Origin of the sequence: Rhodococcus sp. IEGM 1406, from assembly GCF_030056745.1 — a bacterium.
Lineage (GTDB): Bacteria > Actinomycetota > Actinomycetes > Mycobacteriales > Mycobacteriaceae > Rhodococcus_F > Rhodococcus_F erythropolis.
This window is the reverse complement of sequence record NZ_JASHKO010000005.1, coordinates 246,480-260,018: the sequence shown is the minus strand read 5'-3', so window position 1 is coordinate 260,018 and position 13,539 is coordinate 246,480. Positions and strand designations below refer to the sequence as shown.

Genomic DNA, 13,539 nt, shown 5'->3' with positions numbered 1-13,539 from the left:
TCAGGTGCGGCTGCGGCGACGGTCGCGTGGTGGTGTGCCAAGCTTTCCATCATGTCTGAAGCTGCACTCACTCGTTCCCAGGTTGCCGCGATGGTGGACCACACTCTCCTCAAACCCGAAGCCACCGCGGCCGATGTGACCGCCCTGATCGACGAGGCACGCAGCCTCGGTGTGCTGGCCGTCTGCGTCTCGCCGTCGATGTTGCCGATTCGCGCCGACGGACTGGTGACGGCGGCCGTCGTCGGATTCCCGTCGGGGAAGCATCATTCACTGGTCAAGGGTGCCGAAGCGCGACTGGCCGTCGATCAGGGCGCTACCGAGATCGACATGGTCATCGACGTAGGAGCGGCGGTCGCCGGCGACTACAGCGCTGTGCTCGCAGACATCCTCACCGTCCGTGAGGCGATGGGGGAGAGTGCGATCCTCAAAGTGATTCTCGAAACCGCTGCCCTGTCCGACGAGGCCATCGTCGAATGTTGCCGCGCAGCCGTGCGTGCCGGGGCGAACTTCGTCAAGACCTCCACCGGCTTCCACCCCGCGGGTGGGGCGACGGTCGAGGCCGTCGAACTGATGGCACGGACGGTCGGCCCAGGCGTGGGAGTCAAGGCCAGTGGCGGAATACGTACGACGCAGGCCGCACTCGACATGATTGCGGCCGGCGCCACCCGTCTCGGATTGTCCGGAACCCGAGCAGTATTGGACGGTCTGACCGACTAGGTCAGCAGGCCGCAGCTGTCCGGCACCGCCGAGGCGTTCTGGTTGTTCGCGTCGGCGACGGGCATGGCGTAAGCGCCGCCCTCCAGTGAGATCTGGATTGCGTCGTCGGTAACGGTCAGCTTGGTGGGCTTCATGTCCAGCGGGTACGTCTGCAGGCTGTCGGTGAGTGTCTGGACGATGCCGTCGACCAGGTCGGTCGGCAGACCCAATCCGAGAATCTCGGCGCCGACGGTCTGAACGTCGACCACACCGTTGGTGACGGTGGGCTTGACCGTGAGCTTCGCGAGCCCGACCGGTCCGACGTCGAACGCGAGTGTTCCGGCGCTCGAGTCGGCGGTGACGCCGGAGACGAGGCCACCGAAGGTCTGCTCCTGCAAGGTGGCGAGAATGCCTGCGGTAGACCAGGTGACGTCGGCGCTGGAGCTGCCGATGGTGCCGCTGTTACCCGCCGAGGGCTGCAAGTTGATGTCGTTCACCTTCGCGTGAACCTGCATGCCCGTTGCGGGGCCGAACGAAGAGTCGTCACTGTCGATGCTGATGTACGGCACCTTCTTGTCGACTGCCTGCAGGAGTACGGGCTTCCAGCTCAACCCGACGTCGACCTGGGATCCCAGTTCGCTCTGGAACTGATCGGCCATGCAGGTCTTCACCTGGTTGCGTACGTACAGTTCTCCACCGACGAGTGCCGCCACGAGCACGGCGATCACCACGAGAAGGATGACGAGCACTCGGTTGCGCGGACGAGGGTTGTTCGCTGCGACAGTCATTCGCCAGATTCTTCCCGACGAGTCTGAACGAACTCTGTGAATACGCACTTCCTCATTCCTGTGATGCGCGACACAGTCGCCCGTAGTCTGTTCGAAACGGCGTTTTCGACGGTCACCGGAGGTGGTCATGGCTTCGGACTACGAATCACTCGAGCTGCTGGCGCTGCGACAGTGTGGATTTGTCACGGCTCTCCAAGCGTCCGAACTGGGTTTCGGTCTGGCGTCGATGGAGGAGATGACGGAATCCGGAACATGGACATGTGAGTGCCGCGGACTCTTTCGCCTCGAACGCGTCAGACATACTGCCTTGGACGAATTTGCGAAGTGGTGCACGTGGTTCGCCGGTAGCGCCACCGTCTCGCATTACAGCGCCGCAGATCTACATGGCCTCGGGCACCTGCAACCTCGCTTTATTCATCTCTCGACAGCGCACCCACTCGCGGCGCCGACCCGCCAAGTCGCCCTGCACCGACTGCCGCTCGCGGACGACGAGTGCGAACAGATTGGACCCATCCGCATCACCACGCCTTTGCGCACCGTGCACGACCTCGCTTCCGGTGGAATTTCTCAAGTCCTGCTCAACGAAGTAGTCGCCGATGCGGTAGCGATAGGTCGACTGGACGCGCACGAGTTGTATTTCTCGTGTGAAAACGCGAGCATCGACGTTGCCGTCCGAGTGGAGTTGGCGCTCGCCGCAAGCCTGTAGTCGAGATTGATTTTCTATGCTTCTGCGACCTTCTGGCATCACGTTCGAAATCGAATATGACACCAATATCAGAGATTTGAAATGCGCTACTTCGGGGCGAATATTCTGACTTCAGTGCAGGTGGAGCGATATCTGGACCAGTACTTCGGGACTTTCGACCCATGATCGCTGCAGCTTGGTGATGTCGGCGATGAACTAATTCGGCGAAAAGCGTAGTTACTTTACAGTCAATGGGATAACGTCACGGCATCAAAAGCAGACGGACGCTTGTCCTGGACGGCTGTCTGCTCCCGTGTGCGAGAGGGATGTGGATGTCCGTGAGTGGTGTTCGTCGTGTTGTCGGTGGTTTGAGTGTGTTTGCTATTTCTGCGGGTTTTGCCGTGGTTGCGGGTGTCGGGGTTGCTGGTGCGGCTCCGGTGACGGCGGAGTTCAATTCCGATGGGTACAAGGTGACTCGGACGATCAGTAACGGCACGCCGTCCGAGGGTGATGTGATCACGTCGAAGACGGTGTTCAAGCGAACTGCCGCGGTTCACAATCTGTATGCGGTGCGCGATTTTCATCCGGCGTGTATGACGTATGTCGATGGTTCGGCGACGGTGAACGGTAGTGCGTTCCGTGTCAACGAGGTGGCTGCTGATTCTGTTCGGTTGAGTGCGGGTGCTACGGAGTGGCCGATGTGGGGCGGTGACGTCAAGACGTTCGAATTCCAGTATCGCGTCGGCGCGGATTGTGCTCGTGGTACCAATTTGTCGACGACGGTGCATTTCGACGGGACGGTGTTCGTTGACGACACGACGAATGGTCGTGGCCCGTCGATCAATGTTCAGAAGAACGTCTCGACGACGGCCGTGTCACCGGTCAGTGGCGCTCAGGTGGGGCAGCCGGTGACGTTGAGTGCGACGGTGACCGGTGGTGCCGACGGTGATTCGGTGGAGTTCTTCGACGCAGGTTCCAAGATCGGTGCGGGCGCGCTCGCCAATGGTGTTGCAACACTTGCCTGGACACCGACCACCCGTGGAGACCACTCGATCACAGCGAAGTTCGCCGACACGGCGCGTGCCGTCGGTTCCGCTTCGGCAGCGCTGATCGTGAACGTTTCGCAGGCCGATGCTCAGTCCAGTACGACGCTGGCGCCGATCTCGGGCGCGCAGGTCGGCAAGTCGACCACTCTCAAAGCGACTGTGTCCGCGTCGGGCACCGGTGGAACGGTCACGTTCAAGGTCGGCGGAACGGTGCTCGCTTCGGTGCCGGTGGCAGGCAACGGTGAAGCGACCTACGCCTGGGTTCCGACGGTTGCCGGTGCGCAGAACGTCGAGGCTGTGTTCGCCGGCAGATCCGGCGTCACCGGGTCGAGTACCACCGCGAATGTGACAGTCGCCGAACAGCCCGCCGGAACAACAAGCTCCACAACAGATCTCAGCGTAGTAGCGGGGCAGGTCGGCGTTGCACAGACGATCTCCGCTCAGATCAGTCCTGCAAATGCCGGTGGCACAGTCACCTTCAAGGACGGCGAGACCGTCATCGGCACGGCTACGGTCGATTCATCCGGAAAGGCCAGCCTTTCGTGGAAGCCCGCAACTCAGGGTCAGCGAATTGTCGCGGCGGAGTACTCGGGTGCCGGCACGGTGACGGCATCCTCCGATCAGGTCTCCGTCCAGATCGCCGCACCGGTCGACGGTGAAGAACCAGGCAACGGCACCGGTTCGCTCGGCAGCCTCGGCAACATCTTCGGCTCCTAGCAATCGATACCCGGTGATGCCCCGCCCGCTTCAGGTGGTGGGGCATCACCCATATCCCTCACTTCTCGAGAAGGAAAATCTATGTCTGTAGGTTCTGCACGTCGTGCAGTTGCAGGTTTGAGTGTGTTTGCTGTTGCTGCGGGTTTCGCGGTGGTTGCGGGTGTCGGGGTTGCTGGTGCGGCTCCGGTGACGGCGGAGTTCAATTCCGATGGGTACAAGGTGACTCGGACGATCAGTAACGGCACGCCGTCCGAGGGTGATGTGATCACGTCGAAGACGGTGTTCAAGCGAACTGCTGGGGTTCACAATCTGTATGCGGTGCGCGATTTTCATCCGGCGTGTATGACGTATGTCGATGGTTCGGCGACGGTGAACGGTAGTGCGTTCCGTGTCAACGAGGTGGCTGCTGATTCTGTTCGGTTGAGTGCGGGTGCTACGGAGTGGCCGATGTGGGGCGGTGACGTCAAGACGTTCGAATTCCAGTATCGCGTCGGCGCGGATTGTGCTCGTGGTACCAATTTGTCGACGACGGTGCATTTCGACGGGACGGTGTTCGTTGACGACACGACGAATGGTCGTGGCCCGTCGATCAATGTTCAGAAGAACGTCTCGACGACGGCCGTGTCACCGGTCAGTGGCGCTCAGGTGGGGCAGCCGGTGACGTTGAGTGCGACGGTGACCGGTGGTGCCGACGGTGATTCGGTGGAGTTCTTCGACGCAGGTTCCAAGATCGGTGCGGGCGCGCTCGCCAATGGTGTTGCAACACTTGCCTGGACACCGGCTGACGTCCGAACCCACAGCGTGACGGCCAAGTACCTCGGTAATGCAAAGGTGGCGACCTCCACGTCGTCAGCTGTCGACGTCGTCGTGTCCGAAGCGGACAAGAGCACTGCAACCGCGATCACCGGTCCCGCGAGTGCGGTCGCAGGTGAGTCCGTGACCGTCGAGGCTACGGTGTCGCCTACGCCGGCGGGTGGCACGGTGCAGTTCAAAGACGGTGCAACGGACCTCGGCGGCGCTGTTGCGGTCGACGCCAACGGCAAGGCGTCACTGGCGAATTCCTATGCAGAAGGCGCGCATTCGATCGTGGCGGTGTACTCCGGTTCCGGTGTCTACCAGACTTCGACGTCGGCGCCCCATGCGCTGACAGTCGCTCCGGTGGTGGTCGAGGAGAACACAACGACCACCCTCGTCGGCCCGTCGACGGCGTCGACCGGTGAGGCATTGTCGTTCACTGCCTCTGTCTCGACCGGTGTTGCAGGTGGCACCGTGCAGTTCAAGGAAAGTGGCAGGGATCTGGGCTCCCCGATTCCCGTGGACGCAACCGGAAAAGCGACAACCACGCCGATCTTCAACGTGGCGGGTGAGTACAGCATCACTGCAGTGTTCTCGGGTTCGGGTAACTACCTGGGCTCGACATCGAACGCCCAGACCGTGAACGTCAAGGCGCCGGCTCCCACCGACCAGCAGACCCAGACGGTCTTGACCGTTCCGGCGGATGCAAAAACCGGTACGGCAGTTGGTCTGTCCGTAACCGTCACGCCGACGCCGGTGGGCGGCACAGTGCAGTTCAAGGACGGCTCGGGCAATCTCGGCTCGCCGGTGCCGGTCGTCGAGGGCAAGGCGTCGATCATGCACGAGTTCGCGAGCGTCGGTACGCACGACATCACGGCCGTCTACTCGGGTGCAACAGGATTCCTCACCTCTACCTCGGCCGCTCACTCGGTTTCGGTCACGGCTCCGGCCGCGGAGGATCAGGAAACGTCCATCACCGTGAGCGCTCCGGCGTCAGCGGTCAAGGGCGCGAAGGTTGATCTCGTTGCGGCAGTGGTACCTACGCTCAGCGCAGGAACGGTTCAGTTCATGGACGGAACCACCCCGATCGGTGGACCGGTTGCGGTGGTGAACGGTAAGGCCACGCTCTCGCACACCTTCACCGAACTCGGAGATCGCCGAATCACCGCGGTGTTCAGCGGAACTGACGGCTACCTCGGTTCCGAGACCCAGGCTGCAGTCACCGTCAAGATCACGGCAGAGTCCGACGGCGGAGAGCCCGGCAACGGCGGCAGTTCGACAGGTTCGCTGGGAAGCCTGGAAAACATCTTCGGGTCCTAGCCCGACGCCTGCACACAGACGCCTCGCCGCAGAGACAACTTCTGCGGCGAGGCGTTTCCCGTCTGCGAGTTCAGGGGTTCGGCGCTACGACATGCCATGGCACCGTCAGGATGCAGTCGCGAAGACGTCGTCGCGCGGGCTGCACGGGAATTCCTTGCGCCCGAAGAATTTCCAATGCGGCAGCCCAGCGATGTCGAGGTCCGAAGGAGGCGTGCGGCGCGGCAGTTGCCCAGGCTCGATCGGCAGCGCTGAGCAGTGCATGGATCGGCTCGCCCGGAACGTTGCGGTGGATGAGAGCCTTCGGGAGACGTTCCGCGATGTCGGAAGGGCGATCGATGTCGAAGGGATCCCAGGCCAGTGTCAGGGTCAAGGGACGATCGGCGTCGAGAAGCACCCAGGCGCAACGCCTTCCGAGCTCGTCGCAGGTTCCGTCGAGTAGCAGTCCGCCCGGGGCGAGGCCGGACTGAATGTGTGCCCACGCAGAGTCCACGGCGTCTTCCGGATACTGCCGGAGGACGTTGAAGGCGCGTACGAAAACGGGTGTGAGACCGGCCAGTTCGAATCCGCCACGGGCGAAGCTGACACCGTCACGACTCTCGACCACGCGGGCGGGGTCGATCTCGAGCCCGATGACGCGTCGATCCCGCCGGACAGCGGTGAGGCGGCTTGCCATCTCGAAGGTGGTGTCCGGCCTCGCCCCGTACCCGAGGTCGACGATCAACGGATCGGCCGCATTGTTCAGGGCGCGAGCGATAGTGCGGTTGTGGACGATCCACCGGTCACTTCGTCGCAGTCTGTTGATCCCCGTCGTGCCACGGGTGATGACCCCCTCGATCTTCGGGGGTGGAGCCTTCTTCACGTCGGCTTCAGCGTGCGGCGAGCCAGGTCGCGGTGACCTGGGCTTCGGTGCGGAACAGATCGACGAGGTTGATGAGCATGAGCTGTTCCAACTTCGCGCCGATGAACGGTATGAAGACCTTCGCCTCGGACGTGGTTCGTAGCGTGGACCCGGTCTCGGTCGCGAACAACTCCATGGTGCCGGACAGATTCCCCGGCCCGGCCGGGATGGACGCTTCGTACGTTCCGGTCACGGTGTCGCCGAAGGCGCCGTACGACTCCTTGCGCGTGATGACCAGATCCTTCTTCATCACCGTCTGAGCAATGTCCGGCAAATCGGTGCGCGGGAGAATGTGGTGCAGCACGAGATCGATTCCGGAATCGGTGACCTCGAAATGTTCCACATGGTTCTCGGAATGCTTGCGCATCTCCTCGACGCGGGCCTCCCAGTACGAGCGGTCCGCCAGTGCCGCGTAGACCTGCTCGGGGGAGTGCTGATAGCGGGCGGAGTAGTCGATGCGGCGAGCCATGATCGGAAAGAATACCTGTTACGCGCTGTGACAAGCCAAATTGGCCGTATCCACAACTATCGCCGCCCGCAGGATTTTACTTGGCGATCCACTCCCGGGTGAAGTCCTGTTCGGCCTGGATGAGCCGGACAACCTCGTCGACGATCGCGCTTTCGATCTTTCCGCCGAGGAACGGGATCTTGACCTCGACCTCACCCTCGATTTCGAGAGTGGCGGAGTTCTCGTCACCAGTCAGGACCTGCGTGCCCTCGATACGGGCGGGAACACCGTCGACGTGGGCGGAGAAGGTGCCCGTGGCCTTGCCGTCCTTGAAAGGAGCCATCGTCTCACTGCGCTTGATGACGATGTCGCCGTTGACGACCTTCGACACCATGCTCGGGAGATGCTCGGCAGCAATGATCTGCGACATCGTGACCGCGACGGTCTCGTCGCGAACAGTCAGCTCTTCGATCGCCGCGCCGGGACCACCGACAGCGACGATTCGGTCGCGCCAGTACTGCTCGGAGGTCACCGCCTCATGGACCTTCTCGGCGGGGACTGTGTACTTCGACGAATGCTCGATGCGACGGCTCACGATTGTGGAGGCTACCGTTTATCGATGTGTGGGACGTAACCATTGGCAGACGCGTCGTGGAATCAGGCGCTTTCGTGTCCGAGAACGTTGACTTGTCGGGATTGACGACGCTCCGAATCGGGGGACCGGCGCGGCTGCTCGCCGAATGCCCGACGACGCAGTCGTTGATCGACGTCGTGACGCTGCTCGATCGCGAGCAGATCCCGACGCTGATTCTCGCCGGCGGATCGAATCTCGTGATCTCGGACGCGGGATTCGACGGAGTTGTCGTTCGTGTGGCCAACACCACCGTGAGCCTCGACACGGACCGCGTCATTGCCGAAGCGGGCGCAGTGTGGGACGAAGTAGTCGGCCAATCCGTCGCCGCGGAACTGGGCGGCCTCGAATGCCTGTCCGGGATTCCGGGCTCGACCGGTGCGACGCCGGTGCAGAACGTCGGCGCGTACGGCGTCGAGGTGGGCTCGCGGCTCCGGCAGGTTCAATTGCTCGACCGACGCAGCGGCGAAGTGTCGTGGGTCGAACCGTCGAAACTCGAGTTGGGCTACCGGTCGAGTGTTCTCAAGCATTCCGATGCAGCAGTGGTTCTCGCCGTCGAATTCGATGCGTCGACCGACGGATTGAGCGCCCCGCTCGCGTACCGCGAACTGTTCACCGCACTCGGGGCCGAGGAAGGCGAGCGGTTGCCTGCGTCGCAGGTCCGCGAGGCGGTTCTGGGATTGCGGACAGGCAAGGCGATGGTGCTCGATCCGTACGACCACGACACTTGGAGCGCGGGTTCCTTCTTCACCAACCCCGTGGTGCCGGACGACAAGCTGCCCGCTGTGCTCGGAGCAATAACCGAACAGCTCGGAGACGTCACCGTGCCGCAGTTCCCGGGCAGTGGTGGAACCAAGCTCTCGGCCGGATGGTTGATCGAACGGGCCGGATTCTCGAAGGGTTATCCCGGTGAAGATGCACCGGCCAGGCTGTCGACGAAACACACCTTGGCGTTGACCAACAGAGGGTCGGCAACGAGCGCGGATGTGGTCTCGCTCGCGCGGACGGTTCGCGACGGCGTCGAAGCCGCGTTCGGCGTCCACCTGGAACCGGAACCGGTAACTGTGGGCTTCACCATCTGATTCCTGACGGAGCCCGCAGGTAGCCTGTTGAAGTGCATGAGCTGGGTGGTCGGAGAAGTCGTTCGCGTGTTGTTGCGTTGGTAGCTGTATTGCTCGCGGTGATGGTGGCCGCCGTCGGCTGCACGATCGGTGGCAAGGACGGACAAGGCGGTGCGGCGGCCGCCGAACCAGCGCCTGTTGCGACCGTGGTGTCGACGCCGGCACCCGGTACCAAAGACGTCAGCCCGGTCGCGCCCGTCTCGGTTGCGGTGACCCAGGGAACACTGGCCGACGTCAATCTCAGCAACGCGGCCGGTAAGGCCGTCGCCGGACAACTCTCGCCTGACAAGACGACGTTCACCGTCAGTGAGGCACTCGGCTACGGCACCACGTATTCGTGGTCGGGCTCGGCAACCGGAACCGACGGTAAATCCGTGCCAGTGCAGGGGAGCTTTACGACGGTCGCCCCGGAGTCGACCACCGGCGCCACCCTCAACATCGCCGACGGCCAGGAAGTTGGTATCGCGGCACCGATCACGTTGCAGTTCGACAACTCCGTCGTCGACAAGGCGGCCGTCGAGAAGGCGCTTGTCGTGACCACCGTGCCGCCCACCGCCGGATCGTGGGCATGGCTGGCCGACGACAACGGCGGATCACGGGCCCATTGGCGACCGGCCGATTACTGGGTGCCGGGCACAACTGTCCATCTGGACGCCAAGCTCTACGGCTTGAACTACGGCGGTGGCGCTTACGGCGACCAGGATCTCACGCTCGACTTCACGATCGGTCGTAGCCAGATCGTGAAGGCGAACGCGCCGAGCCACCGCATGCAGGTGGTGCGAGACGGTCAGACGATCATGGACATTCCCGTCAGCTACGGCGAGGGAAACGAACCTCGAAACGTCACGCGCAGCGGCATTCACATGGTGACGGAGAAGTACGAAGACTTCATGATGTCCAATCCGCCGTTCTACGAGAACGTGCGTGAGCGTTGGGCGGTGCGCATCTCCAACAACGGCGAATTCATCCACGCCAATCCTCAGACCACCGGGGTGCAGGGCTCGTCGAACGTCACGAACGGTTGCATCAACCTGTCGACATCCGACGCGCAGGAATACTTCGGAACCGCCCTCTACGGTGACCCCGTCGAGGTGACCGGCACGTCGATCGACCTGTCGCCTGCGGACGGCGACATCTACGACTGGGCGATCGATTTGCCGACCTGGAAGTCGATGTCTGCACTGGCGTAAGCCTCTACTGCTGTGAACCGAGAAATCCGTCGACGAGCGGAACCATCCGGGCGTTGCTTGCGTCAATACAGGTAAGCGCTGTCGGCTCGGGGGAGTCCGACGGGGATTTCGACGTCAGGGGGCATCGGTGGGCATTCCATTTCTGGAAGATGTGCTTGGCAGGATCTCCGAAGCGACGCATGCCGTCCCGTCCGGCGTGGCGGCGTTGCCAGTTGTCGGCGCTCCCATCGCGAGCGCAGTCGCTACATCTGCTCTGGTGCAATCCGTAACCGACGACCGCGGCGCGTTCGACGACGAGATGGCTGTTGCGACCGCCGACGCCGATGCAGAGCGCGCACGAGCGTGGGGTGAGCGCGATGCCCTCACCGCCCAGACGTCATCGCTCGAGTACAGCGAACATGCAATCGTGGACGACGATCCTTTCGATGCGATGTCGCACTCCGAAATCTTCGACCACGTCAGCGAGATGAATCCGGCAACCCTGAGTGCAATCGGTGAGGCCTGGAAGGCCATTGCCGGCCGGGTGGAATCTGGCATCGGGAAGTTCCAGAGCGATGTGAACGGTGCAATCACCGAAGGCTGGCAGGGACGTGGAGGCTCGGCTGCGTTGGAAGCAGTGCTGGCCTACTCGGCCGATGCGGGTGAGCTGAAGGTGCGGGTCGATCTGATCTCGAACAAGATCGAGGAGGCGAAGATCGCACTCGACGAGGCCAAACGCTCGATTCCGGCACCCGACGGCGCCTCGACGGTCGAGAGGTTTCTCAGCCTGGTTCCCGGGGCTACGTGGAAGCAGGCCCAATACGAAGCGGAAGAAGCCGAACGTCAAGCGCGCCAGGTGATGAAGGACGTGTATCTGCCGTACATGAAGCGTGCGGACGACCAGGTGCCGATCCTCCCGGCCGCTTTCAATCCGGTCACCGGCAATGGCGGGGCTGGAAGTGGCGGGGCTGGAAGTGGCGGCGCATTCGGTGGTGGTGGTTCCGGCGGAGGTATGGCCTCGGGAACGGGGAACGGGCTCGGCGCGCCATCGGCGTCGGGTGGCGGAGTTGGTGGAGGAGTGGACGGTGGAATCTCCGGCGGTGCAAATCCGGCCGGAGACGGTTCCGGTCAGAACCCTTTAGGCCCCAATTCCGGAAATGGTGACAACCGTAGTGGTGTTGACACCCAAGGGAATTCCGGTGCCGACGCCGCCCGGTCCGCAAACGATTCCGGCCCGGCCGGGACCACCGCGGCACATGCCGGTCCACTGTCCGCCGGTGCAGCGCCGGATGGCCTTGCCCGTGCAACTCCGAATGGTGCTCAGCTCGGTTCCGGCGTGCCGTCAGGCCTGGTGGGTAGCGGTTCGGGTGGAGGTTCTGCCGGTGGAATCGGCACCGGCGGCTTCGGGCCCGGTGGAGCCCTCGGACCTGGCGGCCCTGGCGGCGGCGGCGGCCTCGCCGGTGGCGGACGTGGGGGAGTCAACGGAACTGGCGGTACTTCGGCGACGGGCGCGCAGAGCGGTCGGGGCGCGATGGGTGGCGTCGGCGGCATGGCACCGGGACGAGGGCAAGGGCAAGACGAAGACAACGTTCACGACACCCCCGGGTACCTCGTCACCGTCGAGAACGGTAACGCCCTGATCGGCGACCTACCCATGGTCTCCCCGGCGGTACTGGGCGAATGACCACCATGCAATGGCAGTTCACCGGCCTCGAATTCCAGATTCTCTGGGAAGCGGTCGGACGTGACCGACTCCCGTACCCGCTGCGGTTTCGTCCGGCGGCCGACACCATGATCGAGTTGACAGCGGCGCGACGTCGAGCGGGAGCGCACCTGTCTGCCGTGCTCGACGATCGGCTGCATCACGTTCTCGGTGCTCTCGCGAATCCTGATGCTCGTGTGGAGGTTTCCGGTTTCCATGGGCAGAAGATGAGTACGGTGACGCGATTGCACGGTGTTGTTGCCGGCGACCTGGGTGTGCTCCTGACTCAACTGCCCGGCAGGACTGTCGACTGTGGCTCCGACGTGGTTTTCACCGTGGCACGCCCGTCGGCAATTCCGCGGATGCTCGTCGATCACCTGCCGACCTGCCCCGCTGGATCGGAGCGTGGCCTGAACATCGAAAGGCCGAAAACTGCCGGGAGGCAGAGCTTTCTGAGCAGCGCAGCCGGTGCGCGCGGGAGCGAGGAAGTGAGCAGATTCTTCGGCCGAGAGCGGACCTCGATCGGTGAAGTCACCGCATACCCGGGAGGAGCCGTCGACAGCAGGCCGACAGACGACGGAATAACATTCCACTGGTACGACTATGCCGGCGACGGTCGGTACATCATCACCGCGGGTGAAACCGTGAGTGCCCGCGGCGCTTCCGCGGAAGTGACGGAGGCCGAGATTGCACGCAATCTCGACTCCGTCCTCCGTCAGTCGATTCGCCCGAGGCTCTAGCTGTTCGGTGCGATTCGAACTAGCTGGTGGTGCGATGGAACCGACCGGGGCTTGCCTGATCCCTCGGCTTGACGATGATCTGATCGAGGTTCACATGTGACGGCCGCGACGCGACAAAACCGATGATCTCGGCGATGTCCTGCGCCACCAACGGTGTGATTCCCTCGTACACCTTGTCGGCCTTGTCCTGATCGCCCTCGAACCGGACGAGTGAGAACTCCGTCACGACGGCTCCCGGCGCGATTTCGGTCAGTCGAACGGGCTTACCCAACAGTTCACCGCGCAATGTCCGATGAAGGACGGCTTGAGCGTGTTTGGCGGTGGTGTAGCCCGAGCCGTTGTCGTATGCCTCCAGCGCGGCCACCGAGGTGATGGTCACGACCAGACCGTCACCCGAATCGATCAGCTTGGGCAGCAGTGCCTTCGTCACACGCAACGTACCCAGAACATTGGTCTCCCACATCCACCGCCAGTCGTCCAGATCGGCGTCCAGGACTGTTGCCAGACCCTTTGCACCACCCGCGTTGTTGACCAACACGTCGACACGGGGGACCACGGCCGCGAACGCGTCGACGGAATCCTCGTCTGTGACGTCGAGTTCGAGAGCTGTACCACCGATTTCCTCGGCGATCTTCTCGAGACGATCGACGCGGCGAGCACCGATCACGACGTGGAATCCCTGAGCTGCCAGGGTGCGGGCGGTGGCCTCACCGATTCCGGAGCTGGCTCCGGTGACTACGGCGATGCGGGCATCGGAAGAAATGGTCATGATGCAATCGTAGG

Annotated in this window: 13 protein-coding genes; 8 read left to right on the top strand and 5 right to left on the bottom strand. The window is 63.0% G+C overall.

The features are described from left to right. The first annotated feature begins 51 nt into the window (after positions 1 to 51). Positions 52 to 717, top strand: a complete 666-nt coding sequence (gene deoC, locus QM596_RS23205; protein ID WP_020906748.1) for a deoxyribose-phosphate aldolase — start codon at positions 52 to 54, stop codon at positions 715 to 717. On the opposite strand, the gene QM596_RS23200 is transcribed toward deoC, so the two are convergent. Then, positions 714 to 1,484: an LmeA family phospholipid-binding protein gene (locus QM596_RS23200; protein ID WP_029254824.1), complete on the bottom strand. Its 771-nt coding sequence runs from the start codon at positions 1,482 to 1,484 to the stop codon at positions 714 to 716. The two genes, deoC and QM596_RS23200, sit on opposite strands and share 4 nt — an antisense overlap. Before the next feature lie 127 nt (positions 1,485 to 1,611). Between QM596_RS23200 and QM596_RS23195 the strand changes: the two genes are divergently transcribed. The 3 genes from QM596_RS23195 (at position 1,612) to QM596_RS23185 (ending at position 6,047) form a co-directional block, all read left to right on the top strand. Next, positions 1,612 to 2,190: a type IV toxin-antitoxin system AbiEi family antitoxin domain-containing protein gene (locus QM596_RS23195; protein WP_133728565.1), complete on the top strand. Its 579-nt coding sequence runs from the start codon at positions 1,612 to 1,614 to the stop codon at positions 2,188 to 2,190. A gap of 311 nt (positions 2,191 to 2,501) precedes the next feature. After that, the gene (locus QM596_RS23190) at positions 2,502 to 3,932 is read left to right on the top strand and encodes an Ig-like domain-containing protein (RefSeq protein ID WP_283309999.1); all 1,431 of its coding nucleotides are present in this window, start codon (positions 2,502 to 2,504) and stop codon (positions 3,930 to 3,932) included. Between the two features lie 81 nt (positions 3,933 to 4,013). Further along, entirely contained in the window at positions 4,014 to 6,047 is a 2,034-nt protein-coding gene (locus QM596_RS23185; RefSeq protein WP_283309998.1) for an Ig-like domain-containing protein, read from the top strand. A 70-nt stretch (positions 6,048 to 6,117) separates the two neighbouring features. Here the strand turns inward: QM596_RS23185 and QM596_RS23180 are convergent, their stop codons facing one another. From QM596_RS23180 to QM596_RS23170, 3 genes are all read right to left on the bottom strand, one after another. Beyond that, positions 6,118 to 6,906 carry a hypothetical protein gene (locus tag QM596_RS23180; RefSeq protein ID WP_021343392.1) on the bottom strand — a complete coding sequence of 263 codons (789 nt, stop codon included), beginning with the start codon at positions 6,904 to 6,906 and terminating at the stop codon, positions 6,118 to 6,120. 7 nt (positions 6,907 to 6,913) lie between these two features. Continuing rightward, on the bottom strand, positions 6,914 to 7,414 hold the full coding sequence (locus QM596_RS23175; RefSeq protein ID WP_003941898.1) for a DUF2505 domain-containing protein: 501 nt from the start codon (positions 7,412 to 7,414) through the stop codon (positions 6,914 to 6,916). A gap of 76 nt (positions 7,415 to 7,490) precedes the next feature. Continuing rightward, positions 7,491 to 7,988, bottom strand: a complete 498-nt coding sequence (locus QM596_RS23170) for a DUF2505 domain-containing protein (RefSeq protein WP_019744408.1) — start codon at positions 7,986 to 7,988, stop codon at positions 7,491 to 7,493. A gap of 74 nt (positions 7,989 to 8,062) precedes the next feature. Here QM596_RS23170 and QM596_RS23165 point away from each other — a divergent pair, with 74 nt between their 5' ends. From QM596_RS23165 to QM596_RS23150, 4 genes are all read left to right on the top strand, one after another. After that, on the top strand, positions 8,063 to 9,106 hold the full coding sequence (locus tag QM596_RS23165) for a UDP-N-acetylmuramate dehydrogenase (RefSeq protein ID WP_020906754.1): 1,044 nt from the start codon (positions 8,063 to 8,065) through the stop codon (positions 9,104 to 9,106). 32 nt (positions 9,107 to 9,138) lie between these two features. Continuing rightward, positions 9,139 to 10,335 (top strand): L,D-transpeptidase, encoded by a 1,197-nt coding sequence (locus tag QM596_RS23160; RefSeq protein WP_047889775.1) that lies wholly within the window; start codon positions 9,139 to 9,141, stop codon positions 10,333 to 10,335. Between the two features lie 127 nt (positions 10,336 to 10,462). Beyond that, positions 10,463 to 11,998, top strand: a complete 1,536-nt coding sequence (locus QM596_RS23155) for a hypothetical protein (RefSeq protein WP_283309996.1) — start codon at positions 10,463 to 10,465, stop codon at positions 11,996 to 11,998. Continuing rightward, entirely contained in the window at positions 11,995 to 12,756 is a 762-nt protein-coding gene (locus QM596_RS23150) for an ESX secretion-associated protein EspG (protein ID WP_029254829.1), read from the top strand. The genes QM596_RS23155 and QM596_RS23150 overlap by 4 nt, the downstream gene beginning before the upstream one ends. 19 nt (positions 12,757 to 12,775) lie before the next feature. On the opposite strand, the gene QM596_RS23145 is transcribed toward QM596_RS23150, so the two are convergent. Continuing rightward, positions 12,776 to 13,525 carry an SDR family NAD(P)-dependent oxidoreductase gene (locus QM596_RS23145; protein WP_283309995.1) on the bottom strand — a complete coding sequence of 250 codons (750 nt, stop codon included), beginning with the start codon at positions 13,523 to 13,525 and terminating at the stop codon, positions 12,776 to 12,778. Positions 13,526 to 13,539: the final 14 nt, after the last annotated feature.

Coding starts and splice junctions, on each gene's coding strand:
- QM596_RS23175 (WP_003941898.1), bottom strand. CDS start 7,414: ATGGCTCGCCGCATCGACTACTCCGCCCGCTATCAGCACTCCCCCGAG.
- QM596_RS23190 (WP_283309999.1), top strand. CDS start 2,502: ATGTCCGTGAGTGGTGTTCGTCGTGTTGTCGGTGGTTTGAGTGTGTTT.
- QM596_RS23150 (WP_029254829.1), top strand. CDS start 11,995: ATGACCACCATGCAATGGCAGTTCACCGGCCTCGAATTCCAGATTCTC.
- deoC (WP_020906748.1), top strand. CDS start 52: ATGTCTGAAGCTGCACTCACTCGTTCCCAGGTTGCCGCGATGGTGGAC.
- QM596_RS23200 (WP_029254824.1), bottom strand. CDS start 1,484: ATGACTGTCGCAGCGAACAACCCTCGTCCGCGCAACCGAGTGCTCGTC.
- QM596_RS23195 (WP_133728565.1), top strand. CDS start 1,612: ATGGCTTCGGACTACGAATCACTCGAGCTGCTGGCGCTGCGACAGTGT.
- QM596_RS23185 (WP_283309998.1), top strand. CDS start 4,014: ATGTCTGTAGGTTCTGCACGTCGTGCAGTTGCAGGTTTGAGTGTGTTT.
- QM596_RS23145 (WP_283309995.1), bottom strand. CDS start 13,525: ATGACCATTTCTTCCGATGCCCGCATCGCCGTAGTCACCGGAGCCAGC.